This is a genomic window from Komagataeibacter saccharivorans (genome assembly GCF_003207825.1).
Lineage (GTDB): Bacteria > Pseudomonadota > Alphaproteobacteria > Acetobacterales > Acetobacteraceae > Komagataeibacter > Komagataeibacter saccharivorans.
Genome location: NZ_NKTY01000013.1, coordinates 61,036 through 82,744 on the forward strand (window position 1 = coordinate 61,036; position 21,709 = coordinate 82,744).

At 56.1% G+C, this 21,709-nt stretch carries 13 protein-coding genes; 7 read left to right on the forward strand and 6 right to left on the reverse strand.

Annotated elements, in window-relative coordinates; translation table 11 throughout:
- Window positions 1-259: 259 nt before the first annotated feature.
- The 3 genes from CFR79_RS09235 to CFR79_RS09245 all read right to left on the reverse strand — a co-directional run bounded on the left by CFR79_RS09235 (window position 260) and on the right by CFR79_RS09245 (window position 3,763).
- Window positions 260-2,212: a tetratricopeptide repeat-containing sulfotransferase family protein gene (locus tag CFR79_RS09235; protein ID WP_181417408.1), complete on the reverse strand. Its 1,953-nt coding sequence runs from the start codon at window positions 2,210-2,212 to the stop codon at window positions 260-262.
- A gap of 214 nt (window positions 2,213-2,426) precedes the next feature.
- Window positions 2,427-2,762 (reverse strand): acyl-CoA thioesterase, encoded by a 336-nt coding sequence (locus tag CFR79_RS09240; RefSeq protein WP_258373499.1) that lies wholly within the window; start codon window positions 2,760-2,762, stop codon window positions 2,427-2,429.
- Window positions 2,763-3,232: 470 nt separating this feature from the next.
- Window positions 3,233-3,763 carry a GNAT family N-acetyltransferase gene (locus CFR79_RS09245; RefSeq protein ID WP_110547714.1) on the reverse strand — a complete coding sequence of 177 codons (531 nt, stop codon included), beginning with the start codon at window positions 3,761-3,763 and terminating at the stop codon, window positions 3,233-3,235.
- Window positions 3,764-3,941: 178 nt separating this feature from the next.
- On the opposite strand from CFR79_RS09245, the gene CFR79_RS15880 reads away from it, so the two are divergent.
- Complete coding sequence (locus CFR79_RS15880; RefSeq protein ID WP_181417409.1) at window positions 3,942-4,205, forward strand: hypothetical protein; 264 nt, start codon at window positions 3,942-3,944, stop codon at window positions 4,203-4,205.
- A 24-nt stretch (window positions 4,206-4,229) separates the two neighbouring features.
- Here the strand turns inward: CFR79_RS15880 and CFR79_RS09255 are convergent, their stop codons facing one another.
- A complete protein-coding gene (locus CFR79_RS09255) occupies window positions 4,230-6,590 on the reverse strand; it encodes a TonB-dependent receptor (protein WP_258373500.1) in 2,361 nt (786 codons plus the stop codon).
- A 697-nt stretch (window positions 6,591-7,287) separates the two neighbouring features.
- Between CFR79_RS09255 and betB the strand changes: the two genes are divergently transcribed.
- The gene (betB, locus tag CFR79_RS09260) at window positions 7,288-9,366 is read left to right on the forward strand and encodes a betaine-aldehyde dehydrogenase (RefSeq protein WP_258373501.1); all 2,079 of its coding nucleotides are present in this window, start codon (window positions 7,288-7,290) and stop codon (window positions 9,364-9,366) included.
- 17 nt (window positions 9,367-9,383) lie between these two features.
- On the forward strand, window positions 9,384-11,039 hold the full coding sequence (gene betA, locus CFR79_RS09265) for a choline dehydrogenase (RefSeq protein WP_456305893.1): 1,656 nt from the start codon (window positions 9,384-9,386) through the stop codon (window positions 11,037-11,039).
- A gap of 110 nt (window positions 11,040-11,149) precedes the next feature.
- Here the strand turns inward: betA and CFR79_RS09270 are convergent, their stop codons facing one another.
- Window positions 11,150-11,932, reverse strand: a complete 783-nt coding sequence (locus tag CFR79_RS09270; protein WP_110547716.1) for an SDR family NAD(P)-dependent oxidoreductase — start codon at window positions 11,930-11,932, stop codon at window positions 11,150-11,152.
- A 308-nt stretch (window positions 11,933-12,240) separates the two neighbouring features.
- Here CFR79_RS09270 and CFR79_RS09275 point away from each other — a divergent pair, with 308 nt between their 5' ends.
- Window positions 12,241-13,863, forward strand: a complete 1,623-nt coding sequence (locus tag CFR79_RS09275) for an ABC-F family ATP-binding cassette domain-containing protein (RefSeq protein ID WP_110547717.1) — start codon at window positions 12,241-12,243, stop codon at window positions 13,861-13,863.
- A gap of 823 nt (window positions 13,864-14,686) precedes the next feature.
- Here CFR79_RS09275 and CFR79_RS09280 read toward each other — a convergent pair.
- Window positions 14,687-15,754: an NAD(P)H-dependent flavin oxidoreductase gene (locus tag CFR79_RS09280; protein WP_181417410.1), complete on the reverse strand. Its 1,068-nt coding sequence runs from the start codon at window positions 15,752-15,754 to the stop codon at window positions 14,687-14,689.
- A gap of 1,063 nt (window positions 15,755-16,817) precedes the next feature.
- On the opposite strand from CFR79_RS09280, the gene CFR79_RS09285 reads away from it, so the two are divergent.
- The 3 genes from CFR79_RS09285 to CFR79_RS09295 all read left to right on the forward strand — a co-directional run bounded on the left by CFR79_RS09285 (window position 16,818) and on the right by CFR79_RS09295 (window position 20,394).
- Window positions 16,818-18,014: an AAA family ATPase gene (locus CFR79_RS09285; RefSeq protein ID WP_110547719.1), complete on the forward strand. Its 1,197-nt coding sequence runs from the start codon at window positions 16,818-16,820 to the stop codon at window positions 18,012-18,014.
- Window positions 18,015-18,065: 51 nt separating this feature from the next.
- A complete protein-coding gene (locus CFR79_RS09290) occupies window positions 18,066-19,091 on the forward strand; it encodes a ParB/RepB/Spo0J family partition protein (RefSeq protein ID WP_110547720.1) in 1,026 nt (341 codons plus the stop codon).
- 142 nt (window positions 19,092-19,233) lie between these two features.
- On the forward strand, window positions 19,234-20,394 hold the full coding sequence (locus tag CFR79_RS09295; protein ID WP_110547721.1) for a replication initiator protein A: 1,161 nt from the start codon (window positions 19,234-19,236) through the stop codon (window positions 20,392-20,394).
- Window positions 20,395-21,709: the final 1,315 nt, after the last annotated feature.

The window sequence follows — 21,709 nt, forward strand, 5'->3', positions numbered from 1 at the left end:
TAATGCCGCACGCAGGGCCATTCTATCGGGAACCGATTATACCGATTCCCCACCACAACTACACTTATTTATTTAAATAATAATATATGAATACAGTAATTCAATTTATCACCATATTCATAAACACCGGATACGAAGCCAAAGATCCTTTTTGTAAATTGATCAGCAGCCACCCATCCCTCTATCCACAACAGAAAGAAGTTTTTGGTGAAGCTTTTTTCAACAAGCTTCAAAAACACCGCTCCGGTGAAGAACCGGATTAAACACCATCCTTCAGGGAACCAAGCCCTTCAAGAAGCGGGCGAAGCGTTTCATCATCGGGACGCCAGCGCCCGATTGCATTACGGTAAATCGGGTTTCTGACCTGTTCCATACTGGATGTCCTGACCGGACGGGTGGACTTATGGAAATCCAGACAGGCCTCATCCCATTCCAGTCCACAATACGCGATGATGCACCGTGCGCTGGCCTCAAGGTTTTCGACTACATCTTCGTAACGCACATCCAGCATGGCGCCAGCGGGCAGCACCTTGCGCCAGTGTTCCATCAGTTCATGATACTGGCGATAACGGCGGCCCAGTTCGCCCAGATCGAAAGAGAATTCCTGCGTATTGAATGGAATTGAAAAGCAGGAAAGGCAGGTGTCCACCGGGTCACGCATCGTATGAATAATGCGTGCATTCGGCCATAACTGGTGAATCAGGCCGATATACAGGTAATTGCCCAATGTCTTGTTGGTAATACGCTGTGGCGGTTCATCCCCCGTCCAGTCGACAACCCGCGCGTTCAGCCGCTGAAGATAGTCTTCGGCCACTGCAAACCGCTCGGCTTCCGTCAGATGCGCAAGGGGGGCAACCGTTTTCCACGCCGGAAACTGTGTGGCCGCATCCCTGAATGTATCAAGCAGGGTACCGACTTCGCCCGCCGCATAAACCGCAGGGTGACGCGCCAGTATCTGTTCAACCAGTGTCGATCCCGATCGTGGCATGCCAACAATGAAAATGGGCTGGGTCGATGAATGGCCGGTCCGGGCCAGACCGGCTATCGCTTCCGTCGAAAAAAGCTCGCGCATCTTGCGCATGCCTGCGAATACCCGCTTTTCATCATACTTAATATGGCGACGGCGCAGCGCATTGCCCTGCTGGATATGGGCGAAAGAGCGCTGGTGTTCGCCAATATCCGACAGCGCCTTGCCCAGCGCGAAATGAATATCGGAACGTTCCTTATCCGGCAGGGATGTGGCGTTATCCGCCGCCAGTTTCTGCATGACCGGCAGAACCGGATCATCGGCGGCAAGTTTTGCAAGGCGTGTCAGACATAAATAATACCGCGCACGGTCCGGGGCCAACGCAATGGCACGACGGAACCCCTGTATCGCTGCCTCAATCTGCCCGGTTTCCTGCAACACGGCGGCCACGGCGGCATGTGCCGCGGCCTCATCGGGTTTCAGGGTCCGGGCCTTTTTGAAATGATGCAGCGCTTCGTTATGCCGGCCGTTCTTATGCAGCAGCTTTCCCAACTGCATATGGACCGTATAACTGTCGGGACGATGCGCCAGCAGGGCACGATAACAGTCTGCTGCCCTGTCCCTGCGTTCCATATCGATCAGAAGCGCGCCAAGATCGAGGGTGGTTTCAACATTATCGGGGGCATATGTCAGGGCCTGCTCGAACTGGCTCGCTGCCTCCTCATATCGACCCGTGGCCTGTAGGGCCTTGCCCAGTTTGTTTATGGTGGCAATATCCGTGGGGTTGCTGACCAGTATTTCCCGGTAGCGGCTGATATCCGCGTTATGCCCGTCAATTGTAAGAATCATCCGATAGGCGGCGATCGCCCCGGCCTGATCGCCGCATCCGCTCAGCGTGTCGCCCAGATTGACAAGGGCCGCGCGATAATGCGGCGCCAGTTCAAGCGCCCGACGGAACGCGGCTACGGCTTCTTTCATATGGTCTGCCTGCCGCAGGGCCAGCCCAAGGGTATTAAAGCCTTCCACATTCCTGGGCATATGCGCCAGAGCACGCCTTAACAGAGGTATGGCTTTTTCCGGCCATCCATGCCGGGCATATAATGTACCCAGAAAGTATAGCGCATCCATCTGGTCAGGATTTTTGGCCAGCATGCCTTCATAAAGCTGCATGAGACTGGTGGTGTGCGCGTCCTGCTGGTCCGCAGGCCCGGAAACCGGACTGTTGGATAAATGAGTTTCCTGCATTGACACGCCCATCCCGCAATAAAAGCACCCTGCGGCCACCATCCGGCCCGATCTGTTACGATCAGTCGGATACAGCCCACGCTGATTTTATAGGACAGGTTCCCCGCCCGGCCAATGCCCCGGCGGGCTGGACACAATTATACACAGGCAGGAAAATCAGGCCGCTGCCGATCCCCATAATATACGGATCACCCTATATGATATGTTGCCTGAACTATGCTTCAGGCAGGACACGCGGGCGTCTGTCTTCGTCAATGGCGACAAAAGTAAACAGTCCTTCGGTGACCTTGCTGGTTTCGTGCGATCTGCGTGCGCGGCGCCATGCTTCAACATGGATCGACATTGAAGTGCGGCCGGTACGGACAATTTCCGTATACAGGCTGATCTCATCGCCAATCAGCACAGGCTGGTGCAGGATCACCTTGTCTATGGCGACAGTCACGCACCGCCCCTGTGAACGCAGGGCCGCCGCGCTGCCTGCCGCAAGGTCCATCTGTGACATAAGCCAGCCGCCGAATATATCGCCCGCTGCATTGGCGTCTGCCGGCATGGCGATTACACGGATGGTCGGCGGCGTGGATGGATGCGGGTTTGGGGAGGGGATCTCAGAAACGGGTTTATCCAAGCAGACCTCCAACACACGATAAAATTGCCCCTGGGGGCATGGCAGGGTAACGCCCATCCGAACCGATGATTTAAATACCGGGCGCTTAAACTCTGCGATCAGTTCGCGTGAACCGTATAAGGAAGCAGGGCGGACGAAGTTGCACAGCATTCCCCATCACGATCTCAAGATTACGCAGGTTTCCTGTCTTCTGGCCTGTTACAGTCTGCTCGTTACCGAAAGATATGAAAGCGTCTGATATGGCGTACAGAATATAGTTCTATTTTTATCTATCGAACTTTTTTATTACTGAAACGACTTTGTATTTTTCTTCCCGATGCCTGTGAAGGCCGCATGAGCAATACCTAACATTTATTCATTGCCGTGGACTATGATAGCCCAAAGAAATGCCCCCTTCAGCTCACAGGTCGTTTTTCAGGCTTCACGCGTTCCAGCAGCAGTGTCGGTTCATCATCAAACAACACTTCGCGCAGCAGCCGGTAGCCACCTTTTTCCGCCACCCTGACGGACGGTGCATTTTCCGGTGCGACCAGACACACGGTACGGTCGATGCCCCGCACATTGTCCATCCAGTCCAGCATGCTGATTAACGCCTCGGTGGCAAAACCCTGACCATGCGCCCATGACGCCAGAACCCACCCGGCTTCGGGCGTATCACCAAGGGCCGGTTTTATGGGACGGTGGAAATTTCCAAATCCGACATCACCGACATACCTGCCGTCGGCCTTTGTCCGCACACACCAGTAACCATAGCCCAGCAGATCCCACAGGCCACGATAGCGCAGCAGGCGGAACCAGCTTTCCTGTTCCGACAACGGACGCCCGTTGATGAAACGGACAACCGCCGGATCACTCCACATCGCATGGACATCATCGAAATCGGCCCTAGTATGGTAGGATAACGTCAGCCTTGCCGTCCCGATCATGTCAAATCCCTGCCCTTCTCTTTACAGGGTGCCTATCGCGTGGTGATGCCCTGCTCCGGTATCACTATACAGATGCGCCTGTCCCGTCACGCCCCCCGATCATGCAAGCCGTTTCGCGCAAGGGCAAACAGGACCACCGCCATCGGGCCCGAAACCGAAACAAGCCAGAAGGCAGGCCGTGGCCGCTCCCCACCCCGCCATACGGCGAAAAGGGCTGTCATCACAGGTGGCCTTTGAGCAGAAACTGGTTCTCGCCCCCGGCGCCGTATTCAGCGTGTCCGGCAATGCAGACAGTTGCATGCGCTTCAATGTAGCCCCGCTGACCGATCCACAAATACGGGACAGACCTGATGGCGCGATGAAAGTAGCGGCAGCGCCTGCGCCCCGTCAGAACCCCGACCCTGACATGCCGGCTGCCGATCCATCCCTGACCAGAAAATGATACTCTGGCCTGTACGATCCATATTCAAAAACTTGCGGAAACCGTTCCAAAATACTGCCGGGGCGCACCGACAAGCGCAGACTGGTAATCCCCCGTAAGCGGCAGCCCGTTTTCACCGATCTGGGAAATATAGCGTACATTGGCGAGGTTATAGATATTGAAATTGATCGTAAGGTTATGCAGCGGGCCATAACTGCCGAAGCTGTACCGTGCGCCAAGGCTTGTCATCCAGTAACCCGGCACCGATTCATCATTCATGTAACTGAAATAACGTTTTGACATGTAATTCGCATCAACATGCACTTCGGCATTATGGAAGCTGTAGGTCAGGTTCGCCTTGTACATAAACTGCGGAAAGGCGACGACTTTCTTGCCCTGCAGGGCATATGTCACCCCCTGCGAGACGATATTGTTACCGTAGGTCGAGTGGTTGTAACTGATGCTGTTGGTGAACGCGAGGTGCCGGATGGGCCGCACCGTCAGCAGCGCATCCACGCCATACATGCTGACACTTCCCACATTCACCACCGTCGATATGGGCTGGATAATGGTGCCACCGGTCAGGGATTGCAGGCGATTGGAGAAATCCGCATGGTAGGCATTAAGTGAGCCGGTTATGAGCGACGAATTATACCGATAACCGACATCATAAACCCACGCGGTTTCCGGCTTGATCGTTTTCTTGAGCTGATCGAACGTTTCCTGATTTGAAACACCCCATGGCGAGCCGAGCTGATAGCCCCCATAGCCGTACGCTTTCATGTTCCGGGTAATATCCACATACAGTTCATGCCCCGGCAGGAAATGCCATTCCGCATTGATATGCGGCAGGAACGCCTTCGCACTGGTCAGGCTGCCATTGGGCAGGTCCGTCTGCCCGTTATAGGCTGCGTCATTTGCCGTCGCCCCCCCGGTGGTTGTCACCAGCAGCGAACGGAACCCCGCGCGAAGCGTCAGGTTGGACAGGACCCGGAAGCGGTCCTCCAGATGGAACTGGAACGTATTGGTATTATAGGCCATGCCCCAGTTACGCTGGAACGGCGTGCCAAAATTGCCCGATGCCGCATTGATCGGCGTGCCCTGCCCCAGAACCGGTTCCTGAAACATGTCCTGATTGAAGTAATAATGATTGTTTTCGTACCAGACGCCTGCCTCGATCGTGTGTTTCTGGATACGGTATTTGAATGCTGTGGTGAAACCATATTTCTGGTTGCCCGCAAAATCGATCTGTTCGGACAGGGGGGAGCCATTGGGCGATGCCGTATATGGTGTCGTCCATGTGCCCCAGTGATTTTCCGCCTGACCGTAAACAACGGAATCCCAGTCCAGATGCCTGGTCAGGACCAGATGCATGTTAAGCCCGCCGAGATAGTCGGAAGCATGCGTCACGCCATCATAATACGAAACATCCAGCGCATCGGGAAAATTGGCCAGACTGCCACTGAACTGCCCTTCAGCCGCGGCATAGGCCCTGGCGTAATTGGGATACGAGTAATCATTGCGATACCCCAGCGTGCGGATCATGCTCAGTGACTGATCGGCGTAATTGAACTGGGTTGCGTCGTTCCAGTTGAAAAATATCTTCAGGTTACTGTCCTGACCGATCGGCTGCACCAGCTTGGTATTGACCTGCTGATCGAACTGTTCGCCGGGGCCTTTCCATTTATTGCCATCCGACCGGGCGTAGGAGATCATGAATTTGGTGCCGGACGCATTCAGCTTGCCACTATCGGCCCGTACATAGGTTCTGAACGCATTATGGCTGCCGAACATCTGGGCGACCTTGCCACCATATTTATCCTTCGGGTCGGACGAGTAGATGTTGATCGACCCACCCAGATTGGTCGTTGACGGCACGGACACATCCCCGCCCCCTTCGGACACATCCATGCGTTCGATATTGTCGGACAGGATGGCAAAATTGATGGTTTCGCCGTTATAGGTATAATAATCCTGCGCCCCCAGCGGCACGCCATCCAGCGTCACGCCAAGCTGGTTCTGCACAAATCCGCGCATATAAAGGCTTGAACCCCATGTATCGACCCCAAGGGGATCGTCGGACACGAAGTTGATGCCTGGCGTGCGTGACAGCATCATCATCGGGCTGCTGCCCTGCACGAACTGGTCCATGGCGGCACGCGACATGGACCGGACCGCCCCATGCGACACGGACCGCGCGGCGGAAACGGAAATCGTCTCATGGGTATTGGCATTGCGGCCGGACGGTGATGCAGCCGGTCTGGCAGATGTCGCGCGGGCACGGGTACTGCCGCTGGCCGGAGCGTGGCGCGATGCAGCACCCGCCGCCAGACCATGCGCAGGAAGCAGCGAGATCGAAATGGCCGATGTAGCCATTAATACCGACAGAAAACCTGACCCATTCATTTCGTGCGGTTCCTTTCGTATTCCGGTTCGGTACCGGAACGATATGCGGCAGGGGACACAGAGCGTGGATATCCGTTGATGTCGTTTTTATTAAAAAATACTGTAAATATAGGCTGTTGATACTTGCGCCATGCCGCCACGAAACATGATTTTCACATCCGCGAAATGGAGCATGTTCCTGCATTCGCATACATGGCGGGGCCGGAAATACATGCCCCTATCGCCGATGGTGGAAATAGTGGCGGTCACTGACATCAGGCACCGGTACGGCGCCACGCATGTCTTCCATTACTATGTAACTGACAGTTCTGGCACGCCCCGGCCAGTAACCGGAAGCCAGACGGTATAAGGTGACTGAACAATACTGCCCCGATTGAACAGCGGGGATGCAGGCAGGATATGTGATGAGGCGTACATCTGGTGTTTCATGATGGAAACATCCCTGATCAATGATCGCGTCTGAACGCACAGTGCATGCATATTGAACGGTCGTGCAACAAAAATTCGTAACGCCATCGAAAAAATAATTCCTGCACGAAAACGTTTTCTGGAATCTCGATATATTGTATATTTATTCAATAATCTGTCGGTTTCCTTCAACGGATCAGGCAGGGTAATTGGGAGAAGTGTCGATGCACGCGATTTGATTGAACGTTCAGTCAATGTGCTGAGACGGATGATTGCAGAGGAAACCATCGTGGCAACTGAGCAGCGTGACGACAGCCGCCGGACCCATTTCATCAATATGACCCTTGCGGTTCTGGCCGATTGCGGAAATTCCGGCACGACGCTGGCGCGCATAGCGAATCGCGCCAATGTTTCCCCTGCCCTGCTGGTGCATTACTTTGGTGACAAGGATTCCCTTCTGGGGGCGGCATTCCAGCATCTGGTCAACCAGTTCCAGCATGACACGACGCAGGCGCTGAAATCCGCACCCACATGGCGCGCCCGGATCGCCGCGATTGTCGGCTGCTGCCTGGACAGCAGCCAGTTTCGCAAGGATGTGGGATCGGTCTGGCTGGCTTTCTGGGGGCAGGCGATCCATGTCCCGGCCATTATGGAAGTCCAGCGCATCTATCAGGAGCAGCTATTATCCAATCTGAGCAATGCGCTGCGCCCCGTCCTGTCGGAAGAGCAGATCCTGCCGGTCGCAACAACCATCGGCGCCCTGATCGACGGCATATGGCTACGCGCGGCACTACAGGGCGTGGATGAAGCGGATACGCAGGCCGTTGTCGAACAGATCGGCAATTTCGTGGATTCCTGCATCGCCGGGCGTCAGGCACAGAAACTGTCCCTGCCCGCCATACAGCAGGCGATACCCGATACCTGCAAAAGCTGGATTGACGGCCGCCCCTTCGCATCCACCGGCGCGCGTTTCACCACGCTTAACCCGGCAACGGGGGAAATCCTTGCCCATGTCGAAAGTGCTACGGCCCATGAACTGGACGCGGCGATAGAAAGTGCGGGACGCGGCCAGAAGATATGGGCCGCCATGTCCGGCACGGAACGCGGTCGTATCCTGCGCCGCGCGGCTGACCTGTTGCGCGAAAACAGCAGGCTTCTGGCGCATCTGGAAACGCTCGATACCGGCAAGCCCATTGCAGAAACACAGGCTGTGGACATTCATTCCGGTGCCGACGCGCTGGAATATTACGGATCGCTCGCCGCCACCATCAACGGGGAGGCGATGGATCTGGGTAGCGATGCCTTCGGCTACACCCGGCGTGAACCGCTGGGCATTACCGCAGGCATCGGGGCGTGGAATTACCCGCTACAGATTGCATGCTGGAAATCGGCGCCCGCACTGGCCTGCGGCAATGCCATGATATTCAAGCCATCGGAACTTACCCCGCTTACGGCGCTCCGGCTTGCCGAAATCTATCGGCAGGCCGGGCTGCCTGACGGGGTGTTCAATGTGCTGGCGGGCGGGCGCGAGACGGGCGAACTGCTGGCCACCGCACCGGCCATACGCAAGGTTTCGCTGACCGGTTCGGTCGGCACCGGTCGGCAGGTCATGGCTTCCGCCGCGCAGAGCCTGAAATATGTGACGCTCGAACTCGGGGGTAAATCCCCCCTCATCATCTTTGACGATGCGGATATCGGGAACGCGGTTTCAGCCGCGCTACTGGCCAATTTCTATTCCGGCGGTGAAATCTGCTCCAACGGCACGCGGGTTTTCGTCCACCAGAACATACATGAACAGTTCATCGCCGCCCTGAAGGCGCGGGTGGAAAAAATGCGTATCGGCCATCCGCTGGACCCGAAAACGCAGGTCGGGTCGCTCGTCTCGCACGACCATATGGAAAAGGTGCTCGGTTACATCGAACTGGGTAAACGGGAAGGGGCAACCCTGCTGACCGGCGGCCACCGCGTAACGGACGGCGCACTTGCCGCGGGTGCTTTTGTAGCGCCCACGGTCTTTACCAACTGCACCGATGACATGCGCATCATGCGCGAGGAGATTTTCGGTCCGGTCATGTCCGTCACCACCTTTACTGACGAGGACGAGGTGGTGGCACGCGCCAACAACACCGAATTCGGTCTGGCCGCCGGCATATTCACGCAGAATCTGGCACGCGGGCACCGGGTCATCAGCCGTCTGGAGGCCGGAACGTGCTGGATCAACAACTATAACATCACACCAATTGAAATGCCGTTTGGTGGCGTAAAGCAGTCGGGGCTTGGGCGGGAGAACAGTCGTCTCGCCCTGGAACACTATACACAGGTGAAGAGTGTATATGTCGCATTGGGCAATGTTGATTCACCTTACTGATCAAAAGGAAATTCATTGTGTCCGAATTCGATTACATCATTGTGGGCGCAGGGTCGGCGGGCTGCGTTCTGGCCAACAGGCTGACCGAGACCGGTAAGGACAAGGTTCTGCTTCTCGAATTCGGTGGCAGCGACCGCTCCATTATTGTCCAGATGCCAAGCGCGCTGGCCATGCCCATGCATGACCGCCGCTTCAACTGGTTTTATGAAAGTGAACCCGAACCCCATCTTGGCGGCCGCCGTATGAATACCCCACGGGGCAAGGGGCTGGGTGGTTCTTCATCCATCAATGGCATGGTCTATGTCCGGGGAAACCCGCTGGACTATCAGGAATGGGAAGAGTCCGGTGCGCAGGGGTGGGGATACCGTCATGTCCTGCCCTATTTCCGGCGCGCCGAAGGGTGCGATGATGGGGACGGGGTCTATCGCGGCCGTTCGGGGCCACTGCACACCCAGTACGGCACGCTGGATAATCCGCTACATGAAGCATGGATGAAAGCGGGTGAGCAGGCAGGCTATGTAAGGACATCGGATTACAACGGCTTCCGGCAGGAAGGCTTCGATAAAATGGCCATGACCGTCAAGAACGGTCGCCGCTGGAACACAGCCAACGCCTATCTGCGCCCTGCCCTGTCACGCCCGGGCCTGAAGGTGGAAACGCATGCGCGCGTCACCCGCATCCTGTTTGAAGGCAGGCGTGCGGTGGGGCTGGTCTACCGTCAGGGCGGGAAGGAAACAACCGTCCGGGCGCGCAGGGAAATCATACTCAGTGGCGGGCCGGTCAATACGCCCCAGCTTCTTAAACTGTCGGGTATCGGTCCGGCGGCGGAACTGCGCGAACACGGCATTTCCGTACTGGCTGACCGCCCCGGCGTAGGCGAAAACCTTCAGGATCATCTGGAGTTTTATTTTCAGGTCGCGTGCAGAAAACCGATCACGCTCTATTCCGCCATGAGTACGCTCGCCAGGGCGCGGATTGGCCTGCGCTGGCTGCTGCGCAAGGATGGGCTGGGGGCAACCAATCATTTTGAAAGCTGCGGTTTCATACGCAGCCGACCCGGCATCCGCTACCCGGATATCCAGTTCCATTTCCTGCCGCTTGCTGTCACCTATGATGGCAAAAGTCTGGCTACGGGCCATGGCTATCAGGCGCATGTCGGGCCCATGCGCTCGAAAAGCCGGGGATGGGTGCGCCTGCGTTCCGCCGATCCGGAAGACAAGCCAAGGATCTTTTTCAATTACATGAGCCACCCCGAAGACTGGGAGGATATGCGCAACTGCATCCGCCTGACGCGTGAAATCTTCGCCCAGCCTGCTTTCGATCCCTATCGTGGAAAGGAAATACAGCCCGGCGCGCAATGCCAGACCGATGAACAGATGAATGACTTCATCCGCGATAAGGTCGAAAGCGCCCTGCATCCCTCGTGTACCTGCAAGATGGGACGAAGCGATGATCCGATGGCCGTAGTAGATGCCGAAACGCGGGTCATCGGGGTGGACGGGCTGCGTGTTGTGGATTCATCCATCATGCCGCGCATCACCAACGGCAACCTGAATGCCCCCACGGTCATGATAGCGGAAAAAGCCGCAGACCATATCAGGGGCATACCGTTGCTGGCGGCCTCCAACGCTCCCTTTTATGAAGCCCCGGACTGGCAGACCCGACAGCGGTAAGGCAGATACGGCCCGCCCTGAATACCGTTGGAAAAGTAGAGAAGTTTTGGGTGCCGCCTTAAAAAAAAGCGGCACCCAAAAACTTTTATCCATGCATGCCTATCCGGTCTTTACTGCGCCAGATAGCCGCCATCCACGGGCAGAACCGCGCCGGTGATGAACGATGCCTCGTCCGATGCAAGGAACAGGATGGCGCTGGCCACTTCCTCGGGCCGTCCCATCCGGCCCAGCGGGTGCATGGACACGACCTTCTCAATTCCTTCCTTGCCCATCTTGGCCACGGCTGGCGTATCGATCGTGCCAGGTGCGACTGCATTAACGCGCACGCCCTTGTCAGCAAGGTCGATGGCCAGATGCTTGGTCAGGCCGGACGCCACGAATTTCGCCGGTCCATAGACCGCCTGCCCCTTCTGGCCCGCGAATGCGGAAATTGAGGACAGGCAGACGATCGCCCCCTTTCCTGCCTTCACCATCTCGGCTGCCGCGTATTTGCAGCTCAGGAACATGCCACGTCCATCAACGGCCATGGTGTGATCCCACAGATCGGCGGTAGCCGATGCCAGATCGGCTTCGGGAATGACACCGGCATTCGCGATCAGGATATCAATCCGGCCAAAATGGCGCACGGCCTCGTTCATCAGGCGCTGGACATCGGCCTCACTGGCAATGTCGCCAGCAACCGCCAGAACGTCACAGCCCCGCGCCGTCAGTTCACCCGCAACGGCATCCAGTTTTTCCTGATCCAGATCCGCGAGCACGAGTTTTGCACCCTCGGTCGCAAAACGCTCAGCCGTGGCCCGTCCCATCCCGCTGGCCGCACCGGTTATCACGGCAACCTTGTCCTGTATCCGGCCGCCAGTGGAAACTGTGTTGGGGCGTGAGTGTTCTGACATCCGTTTCTCCTGATATCTGTTGTGCACAGCCCCCCAACGAACGGGAGGCCGAGACGTTGACTGCTATTTTTCCCATGCTTTTACGAAACAGGTCGTGCCACAGCACGCGTTCCGTAGACAGCATGGACCGGAAGGGTGGATTTTCCCAACGTCCCCCGGATGCCTACAGCACGGTGCGGCCAAACGCCATACGGGCAGATCGTGCCGGTGCCTGTGACGCGATGCCCGATGACGCCTGTTTACGGGGCGCGTGGGCTGCGTAATAAGGGCGGAACTTTCCGTCTCTCCCTTTCAGCATCCGGGGTTCCATGATCCGTCTCGACAATATCAGCAAGCATAACGGCCATCGCGTGATCTTTATCGAGGCGTCGGCTGCGCTTCAGAAGGGGGAGAAGATCGGTCTGGTCGGGCCGAACGGCGCGGGCAAGACCACCCTGTTCCGCCTGATTACAGGGCAGGAAGAACCGGATGAAGGGCACGTCCTGACCGACCGGGGCGTGACAATCGGTTTCTTCAACCAGGATGTAGGCGAGATGGCGGGCCGCAGTGCCGTAGCCGAGGTGATGGACGGTGCCGGACCAGTCGCCGAGATCGGGACGGAACTGGCGGCACTGGAAGCCGCGATGTGCGACCCGGAGCGGTTCGACGAACTCGAAACCATTCTTGAGCGTTTTGGCGAAGTTCAGGCACGGTTTGAGGAACTGGGCGGCTACGCCCTTGAAGGCCGCGCGCGTGAAGTCCTGCACGGGCTTGGCTTCAGTCAGGAAATGATGGATGGCGATGTTGGCCGTCTGTCCGGCGGGTGGAAGATGCGTGTGGCGCTGGCACGCATCCTGCTGATGAAGCCTGATGTGATGCTGCTGGATGAACCCAGCAACCATCTTGATCTGGAAAGCCTGATCTGGCTGGAACAGTTTCTGGCTACATATGACGGTGCGCTGCTGATGACATCGCATGACCGGGCCTTCATGAACCGGATCATTAACAAGGTGATCGAAATTGACGGCGGCGTCCTGACAGGTTTTTCGGGCGACTATGAATTTTATGAACAGCAGCGCGCCCTGAACGAGAAGCAGCAGCAGGCCCAGTTCGACCGGCAGCAGGCGATGCTGGCGAAAGAAGTCGCCTTTATCGAGCGTTTCAAGGCGCGTGCCTCGCATGCAGCGCAGGTACAGAGCCGGGTGAAGAAGCTGGACAAGATCGACCGGGTCGAGCCGCCAAAGCGGCGGCAGGCGCTCTCCTTCACCTTCCCGCAGGCACCGCGATCGGGTGACGCGGTGGTCAACCTGCGTAACGTGGACAAGCGTTACGGCAGTCGAGTGATCTATCAGGGACTGGACCTGCTGATCCGGCGGCAGGAACGGTGCTGCGTGCTTGGCGTCAATGGCGCGGGCAAATCGACGCTTCTGAAGCTGGTGACAGGTACGACCGAACCCGATGCCGGGACGGTGACGCTGGGGGGGAGTGTCAAAATGGGCTATTTTGCCCAGCACGCCATGGATCTTCTGGATGGCGAACGCACCGTGTTCGAAACATTGAACGACGCGTTCCCCCTGGCGGGTCAGGGTTCGTTGCGCGCGCTGGCGGGTGGGTTCGGTTTTTCGGGTGATGACGTGGAAAAAAGCTGCCGGGTATTGTCGGGCGGCGAGAAAGCGCGGCTGGTAATGGCGCTTATGCTGTATGATCCGCCGAATTTTCTGGTGCTGGATGAACCCACCAACCATCTGGACATTGCAACCAAGGAAATGCTGATCGCAGCGCTGTCGGATTATGACGGGACAATGCTGTTTGTCTCCCATGACCGGCATTTTCTGGCCGCGCTGTCAAACCGGGTTCTGGAACTGGGTCCGGACGGGCTTCACCGCTATGACGGGGGCTACACGGAATACGTGGCCCGGACCGGACGCGAAGCGCCGGGGCTGCATCAGTAAGGCGTGATAGAACGGGATTTTACGGGCAGCAGGCTGTAAGCCCTGTCGCAGGGAATACTACGGCAGCATCACAACCAGACGAAATGGCGCTACCCGGCCCGGTGTTCTGGCAGGACAACAAAACCTGTTATCCTGCCGGGCATCCCGACGCTTGCAAGGGCCGTGATCGGGCCTGTAAAGACATAATACGCGGTTGTGATCGCGGTATCTGATCGCATTCAGATACCGCGATCACAACCGTTCCCTGCCAGCTACCATCTGCGGTATGGCGCTGCCATCCCCAATGTCGGCGAGATGACCACTGCCCCAATAAGATGCAGGGCGTATCGGGGAGCGAAGCAACGCCCCCCTCCTCTTCCCTTATATGAGAAGGCAAGAGTAAGCGCAGGGACGCAGTGAAGCGGTCAATGCCTATCCGGTACCACATGAATGTATGAAACATTCTGGATCATTGCGCCGGTACGAAAAACTGATGATGATCGCCCCACTACTCATAACCGTTTGAAATCAATCAGTTCGTTTTTTGATTATCGATAATTGCAACGGTGCAATTCCTGCTTATGAAATCTCCTTCGGACGGATGGCGCATAAAAAATACCATCACTCAAACATTGGGTACGGCTCAGGACAACAGGCCATCGCGGACTGCGCTGTGTTTCCCTATATCGCACCTGCCCCGAGGACGACATTGACCGTGCATCTTGCTCTGACCTGCGACGCGACCTCGACCGGGTCCGTGCGCTGCCCGGTTTCATACCGATGCCGGGCCTGTCATGATGCAACATCATCAATGCTGGCGCATGCCGGGCAGGTTGGTTAGCGATTACATCCCGAAGCTACGTGCCTCTTGCAGTTCGTCCTTCAGTTTGCCCATGAGCTGGTCTACTGGCATGGCCCGGGCCAGAGGCGCTCCCTGTCCGGCCCAATAAGCACCAAAACCGCTTTCACCACAGTTTCTGGCAGCTTTATTAAGTGCTTTTCCCGCATCATAGGCAATGGGGTAATCTGGAAGCGGTGGTATGCCTGCACTGTCACCCAGGCCAGTAAACCGGTTTGCAAGACAGCGCGCAGGTCGTCCTGAAACAAGATCGGTCATGCGTGTATGAAACGCGGCTGGTCCCTCCAAGACCTTTCGGTAAGATTCATCCGCGCCTGTCTCCGGGCAAAGAATGAAAGCCGTGCCCATCTGTGCCGCGATGGCGCCCAAAGCAAGGGCGGCCGCAATCCCTGCACCGTCCATGATACCGCCCGCAGCAATCACAGGAATGCGGCATTTCCGCACAAGAAGACGGGTCAGGGCGAATGTTCCCAGCGCATCGTCGCGACCCGCGGGATCGAAAATGCCGCGATGGCCCCCTGCCTCAATCCCTTGCGCTACAATCGCGTCCATCCCTGCGGCCTCGGCGGCGCAGGCTTCCTCCAGACTGGTTACCGTTGCCAGCAAAATAGCACCTGTCGCCTTCAGGACCGAAATCTTCTCGGCCACAGGCAGTCCAAAATGGAAACTGACGACCGGTGGCTTCATATGCACAAGCATGTCGAGCATTTCCGGGTCATCATTGAAGCTTCGGTATATAGGATGCAGTCGGGCCGGCGGGACTGCATTGAATTCGGCAAACAACGGTTTCAGCCACGCCAGCCACGCTTTGTCGCAGACAGGATCAACTTCCGGCGTCTTGTGTACGAACAGGTTGACGTTGAAGGGAGCCCCTGTCTGCTGCCTTACCTGACAGATCATCTCGTGCGCGACTGTCGCACCGGCAGCCCCTACACCAATTGAACCAAGGCCCCCGGCCTGAGATACAGCAGCAGCAAGTGCTAGAGTAGAGACGCCCGCCATCGGTGCCTGCACCAATGGAATCGTCAAGCCGAGTTGTTCAGGCCAGTTCATCACCACGTCCCATCGTGCAGGCAGTTTTCTGCCTGTTCTGATGGTAGCCCATATCGCTGATTATGACATTCAAAACCATATTATCGCGCGTGCCTCCACTATGGCTTATGCGCGTGGAGGCCGGACCGATGTTCGCCCATCCGGGACAGAACCGTGGCTCAGGACTCATTCTTTGATAGGGAAGATGAAGGTCGCTACGCTCTGGATGGCAGACATGAATGTATGAGCGCGCCGGTCGTATCTGGTCGCAACACGTCACTGGTCTTTGAGTTTTGCAAATATGTTTTCGATAAGGCGGCGCTTTTTATATCAGATATCCGTTGTAAGATCGCTTTAACTTTCTGTTCTTCTTCGGTGGAATGCTGGCGGTAATGTTCCAGTCTGCAAGCGCCCGCCTGTCCCGTCAGGGGGGCTGTCAGCCGAACATCGCTCAGTCCAATAAACTGAGGGCGCCAAGCCTAAATTGCGATGTAGCTTTTATACGGAGCATTGTCTGGATGCTTGGACGGCCAGTGGCCGACCTCATGATTCCCGGCCACTCCAGAACCGGTTCTTTACGAAACCTGCCCCGCTCTATCGTATTAGAAGTCAGAAATGCGAGAGACCAGTCGGGGTTCTGTCGTCAATTGCACCGGTGCAATTAGCATCTCACAAACGCCATCTGTCCTGCCCATGCGCTAAATGAAACGTGGACAGATCATCTCACTTTCTATCGTCACAATCTCCCGCACAGGCTGAAGATGGCTTCCAGACGGAATAGCCCGATGCCCTAAAGTCCTGTTCCTGACAAAACCGGGTCCGTCGTCTCAATTCCACATCGCCTGAAATCATATGGCCTGTCCTGTTATGACAGGATGCGACCAACCAACCAAACGTACTGCCACAGAAGATTTTATCGCGGTCATTGTTCTCTCTACCTTCCTGCACCCACCCTGACAGTAGTTTCCAAATCTCCAGACCAAAGCTTCAGGGCTGAAGCAAACTGAATTAAAACGTTGCCGGTTTGAATGTTTTATGAGACAAAAAATATCTAAAACATTCAAATCATAATGGTCCCTTTAAAATGAGCGAATTTATCAGCCATATAGGCGGACTGGCCGAAGCAGGTGAACGCATGATCGAGCGCCTGCGGAAGAAAGCATTCCTGCCGGAAAGCCGAAAAGGGCTGAGTGTTCGCATCGGGATCGCCGAGGTCGCATCGCTACTCGGCTGCTCGACCAATCGTATCCGGATGGCTGAAGAAGACGGTCGCCTTCCCAGTCCCACACCAACAACAAATGGCCGTCGCCCCGGTTACAGCATCGAGCAGATCCTTCATATGCGCAAGGTACTGGGCGCAAGCCCGGCACGCAGCCCTATGGATGAACCCGCGATCATCGCCGTGCAGAACTTCAAGGGGGGCGTAGGCAAGTCCACGGTCACGACCCATCTGGCCCATTACCTGGCGGTGCAGGGTTACCGTGTTCTGGTCGTTGACTGCGATAGTCAGGCTTCCACCACCACCCTTTTCGGTTTCAATCCGCATTTCAATATTACGCGCGACGAAACACTATATCCGTACCTGTCCATTGATCCCACGCAGGAAGATCTGCGCTATGCGGTCAAGCGCACGCCATGGCCCAATGTGGACCTGATCCCGTCCAATCTTGAACTGTTCGACGTGGAATATGAACTAGCTGCCGCCGGTGCTGATGGTCAGTCAGTGCTGACAGCGCGCTTTCGCAAACTGAAGCAGGGTCTGAACGAACTTGCACGCGACTATGATGTCGTTCTGCTTGATCCCCCGCCTGCTCTGGGCACCATCTCCCTTGCCGTCATGCAGGCGGCAAATGCCCTGCTGGTGCCGCTGGCCGCAACCACGCCCGATTTCTGTTCAACAGTACAGTTCCTTTCCATGATGGATCAGGTCCTGCAGCAGCTTCTGGCAGCAGGTATTGCTATTGATTACAGTTTTGTACGCCTGATCTGTTCCAAATTCGACAGCAACGATCCATCTCATGCCCTCGTCCGGGCCTTTATGGAACAGACCTTTGGCCCGGCGCTGCTGCCTGTGCCCATTCTGGAATCAGCGGAAATCAGTCATGCCGCAATCCGCATGATGTCCGTTTATGAACTGGCAAAACCCATTGGCACATCCAAGACACATAAACGGTGTCGCGCCAATCTGGACGAAGCACTGGGGCAGGTGGAGCAGCTTATCCGGCAGAGCTGGGGCAGGGTGGCTCCCGCAAGCGAAGCAGAGGCCATCTATGCTGTCTGATAATATAAGTATGTGCGGCAGCCCTGCTGCCTGTGAACGGGATGCCGTCTGATGGCCCGTAAACAGAGCGACTATCTGAAAGAACTTCTCAGTTCCGAACCCGATGGTCCCGCCACACCCCCTGCCGCCGAAAGGGTAAGGCCAACAACCCTGCTGAGCAGGGAGTCAGCGCTTGCACGCGTACAATCTGGCCAGACCCGGCAGGTGACGCAACATCTTCTGGACCCGGCACGCGTTCGCGTCTGGCCCGGAAACGCCCGTATTTATGCGCAGCTTAATGAGCAGAACTGCCGCGAACTGATTGATTCAATCATCGCGGAAGGCGGCCAGAAAGTGCCCGCAGTCGTAAGGCGCGTTACCGACGACCCCGCTTACGATTATGAAGTGGTCGCCGGAACCCGACGGCACTGGTCCGTGCAATGGCTGCGCAATCATTCCTACCCGGACCTCAGATTTCTGGCCCAGGTTGCCAATCTGGATGATGAAGCCGCCTTCCGTCTGGCTGATCTGGAAAATCGTGCGCGACAGGATGTATCCGATATCGAACGGGCACGGAATTACGCATCGGCCCTGACCCTGCATTATGATGGCAAGCAGAAACGGATGGCCGAACGCCTGCGGGTCTCCCCCGGATGGCTTTCCAAGATGCTGCAGGTCGCCAATATACCTGACAACATATTGGCGGCATTTTCCAGCTGGCATGATGTCCAGCTCAAGCCCGCCTATAACCTTGCGCGGGCGCTAGGGAATACGGATGTTGCAGAACGGATAGCCGTGGCAGCGACCCGACTTGCACAGGAACAGGCCGAAGCCAGAAAGCAGGGACACGAAGGACCGAGTGCGTCCGAAGTCATGCGTCGGCTGCTTCATGCTGCCCAGAACGACGCCGCATCCATGAACGAAGCCCCCATAGAAATCCGTTCGGCCCTCGGCCGCGTGGCCATGAGTGTGCAGAGTGTAAACCGGCAGGGGATTACGGTCCGGCTCCATACCGGTGCTGGTGCCGATACTGATGAATATCTTTCGGGCCTGAAAGATATCCTCGAACGGCTCCGGGCATCGGGGAAAATATTCTGAATGCGTGCCGGTTTCCCCGGGGAAATTTCCATGCGGGCCCTATTCCCCCTATCGGGCCAAAGTTTCCCCGGGGAAATTCAATTGCGCCACTTCATTAAACTTCCTGTCGGCCCTTCCTGATAATTTCCCCGGGGAAACTTCCATGATGAACAAGCGTGAGGAACCGAAGACGGATCAGATTGATCTGTTCCTTCCCTATCTCGCGGATCTGCCACTGCGCGACCAGCGGGAAATGATGGAGCGGCCTTTCTTCAGTCTTGCAAAATCAAAACGCCTGAAACCCATCGATTACAAAAGCCCAGATGGAAAGCTCTGGGTGCATGTTTCCGCCAATCCGGATTATGGAATGGCGACGATCTGGGATGCGGACCTGTTGATCTACTGCGCCAGCATTCTGGCGGATATGGCCCGGCGCGGACAGAATGATATTCCCCGCAGACTTCATCTGATGCCCTATGATGTACTCAGGGCAATCGGTCGTCCTACAACCGGGCGGGCTTATGAACTGTTGGGGCAGGCACTGGATCGCCTTGTCTCAACAACCGTCAAGACCAACATTCGGGCCGAAAACAGGCGGGAAGCAACATTCTCATGGCTGGATGGCTGGACCCAACTGGTAGACGAAAAAACCGAACGCAGCCGTGGCATGACCATAGAACTGTCAAGCTGGTTTTATGATGGCGTACTCATGAACGGGGGCGTCCTGTCGATAGACAAGGCCTATTTCAACATCACCGGGGGACGGGAACGATGGTTATATAAGGTCGCCCGCAAACATGCAGGTGGCGCGGGCGAAATCGGGTTCTCCATTTCCCTTCCCACCCTGTTTATCAAATCCGGAGCCGAGGGAAATTACAGACGGTTCAAATTTGAAATCGGCAAGATTGCCGCGCGCAATGAGCTGCCCGGCTTCTCACTTGAAATCGAGATACCAGCCGGAAAATCCGAACCCCTGCTCCGGATGCGAAGAAGACAGGATAACCCGGTCCCGGATACATCACCGCTTCCGAGCGTGAAACGCCGCGCGACTTCAAGGAAAAAAGAAGGTCCATCCCTATCTTCTGGCGAACCGTCGCATCTGGATGGGGCAGGGACGGGTTCCTTTGCCGATGCGGACCTGACTGCGGATACTTTGGCCCTTCTGCGGTCTGAATGTCCGGGATGGGATTTTGAATCCTTGCATCAGGAATTCCGTCACTGGCTTTCCCAGGACCAGAGCCGGACCCCTGCAAACTATCAGGCCGCCTTTATCGGCTTCGTCAGACGTTACCATTCTAACAACAAGCACCAGCTCGGTCTTTAAAGACATTGGCAAGGCCAGCCGCGCTGACCTGTTTCTTTTTGTGGAATATCCAACGGTTTCCTTACCTCATTAGCTGATCTGTATCCCTGTATCATACGGATATGGCCGCCAGACCTGATCACGGCATCTCTGCCTCCATAATCAGGCAGCAGGCCGGGATCCCGTAGTGGGGGAGGCATTTCCCTTGATCGGATTCTGGTTCATGTACCGATATCAGCGCCAGAAAAGCATTCTCCGATAATCAGGATCACTCTCCCCGGATCAGATGGCCCTTGATATCGGCGCAGCCGCCCCTGTCCCAGACCAGAATTCCATGCAGGTGTTCCCGAAGTGTCGGGTCTGCTCTTGCCACCTGCAATACGATGCGAATGGAGTGATATCAGCTTGAAAAAATTGAACGTGGTTTTTGCTTCTTCCTGAAAAACTGATTCAAGTGAGCGGATAAAATAGCCCCTTGATCCATGCTTTCGACATATTGGGAACGGCCCTCGATCCTTCGGGAACAGTAACCCGACACTTCAGGAACACCGGAGCCGACACTTCAGGAACGGATTCACGACACTTCGGGAACAGCCAGACCTCTCTATCCCGCTGTGTTCCGGGCATTTTTCAGCCTGTTTGTTCCCTTAACCTTTAAACTCTTTCTTTTAACCTTCTAACTTTCTTGTGGGCGTTCGACAGAACAGGATTTCAAGAGGGTTTATCTGTGTTTAAAACGCGACATGTGGACGCCAGCACAGCGGGGCCGTATGGCCAGCATTACCGGCAGAACGAGATTCTGGCCCTCTAAACCCGACCGATAAGGAATAAAGGCGCATAACATCCTGCTGACGACAACGAACCGGTTTGGCCGGAAACAAGCGGCCGATGTCCGTAAACCGTCAATACGGCTACGCTCTCTTGTCCGATCAGGTTGTGGCTAAAAAATGTTATGGTTCATTTTCGTCCATTGCAGACTATCTGTTCGTGGTTTCGTAGACTGATGCGCCGTTTCCTACTCCAGCCCATCCATGATGTTCACACTGATAGTCAGAGCATCAAGACACCCCATGCAAAGAAAGGTGGTTGGCGTTCTATCAGCGATCCCATCGTTGGATGGAGGCTGAATGCTTCGAAGCGTTGGTGTCTGACCTGCGTATCGTGCCACATATCGTCTCTGCCCGCAGGGCAGAACCAACGGTAGCCATTCTCGACAGCCGAAAAGCAAACCTCGCACTAGGTTCTGTTGACAAAAGACGGTAGCCACAATTTTACGGCTGCGAGGTTAAGAAAGGCGAGAAATGATTTTCTTGTCTTGTCATATCGTGTGGCGATA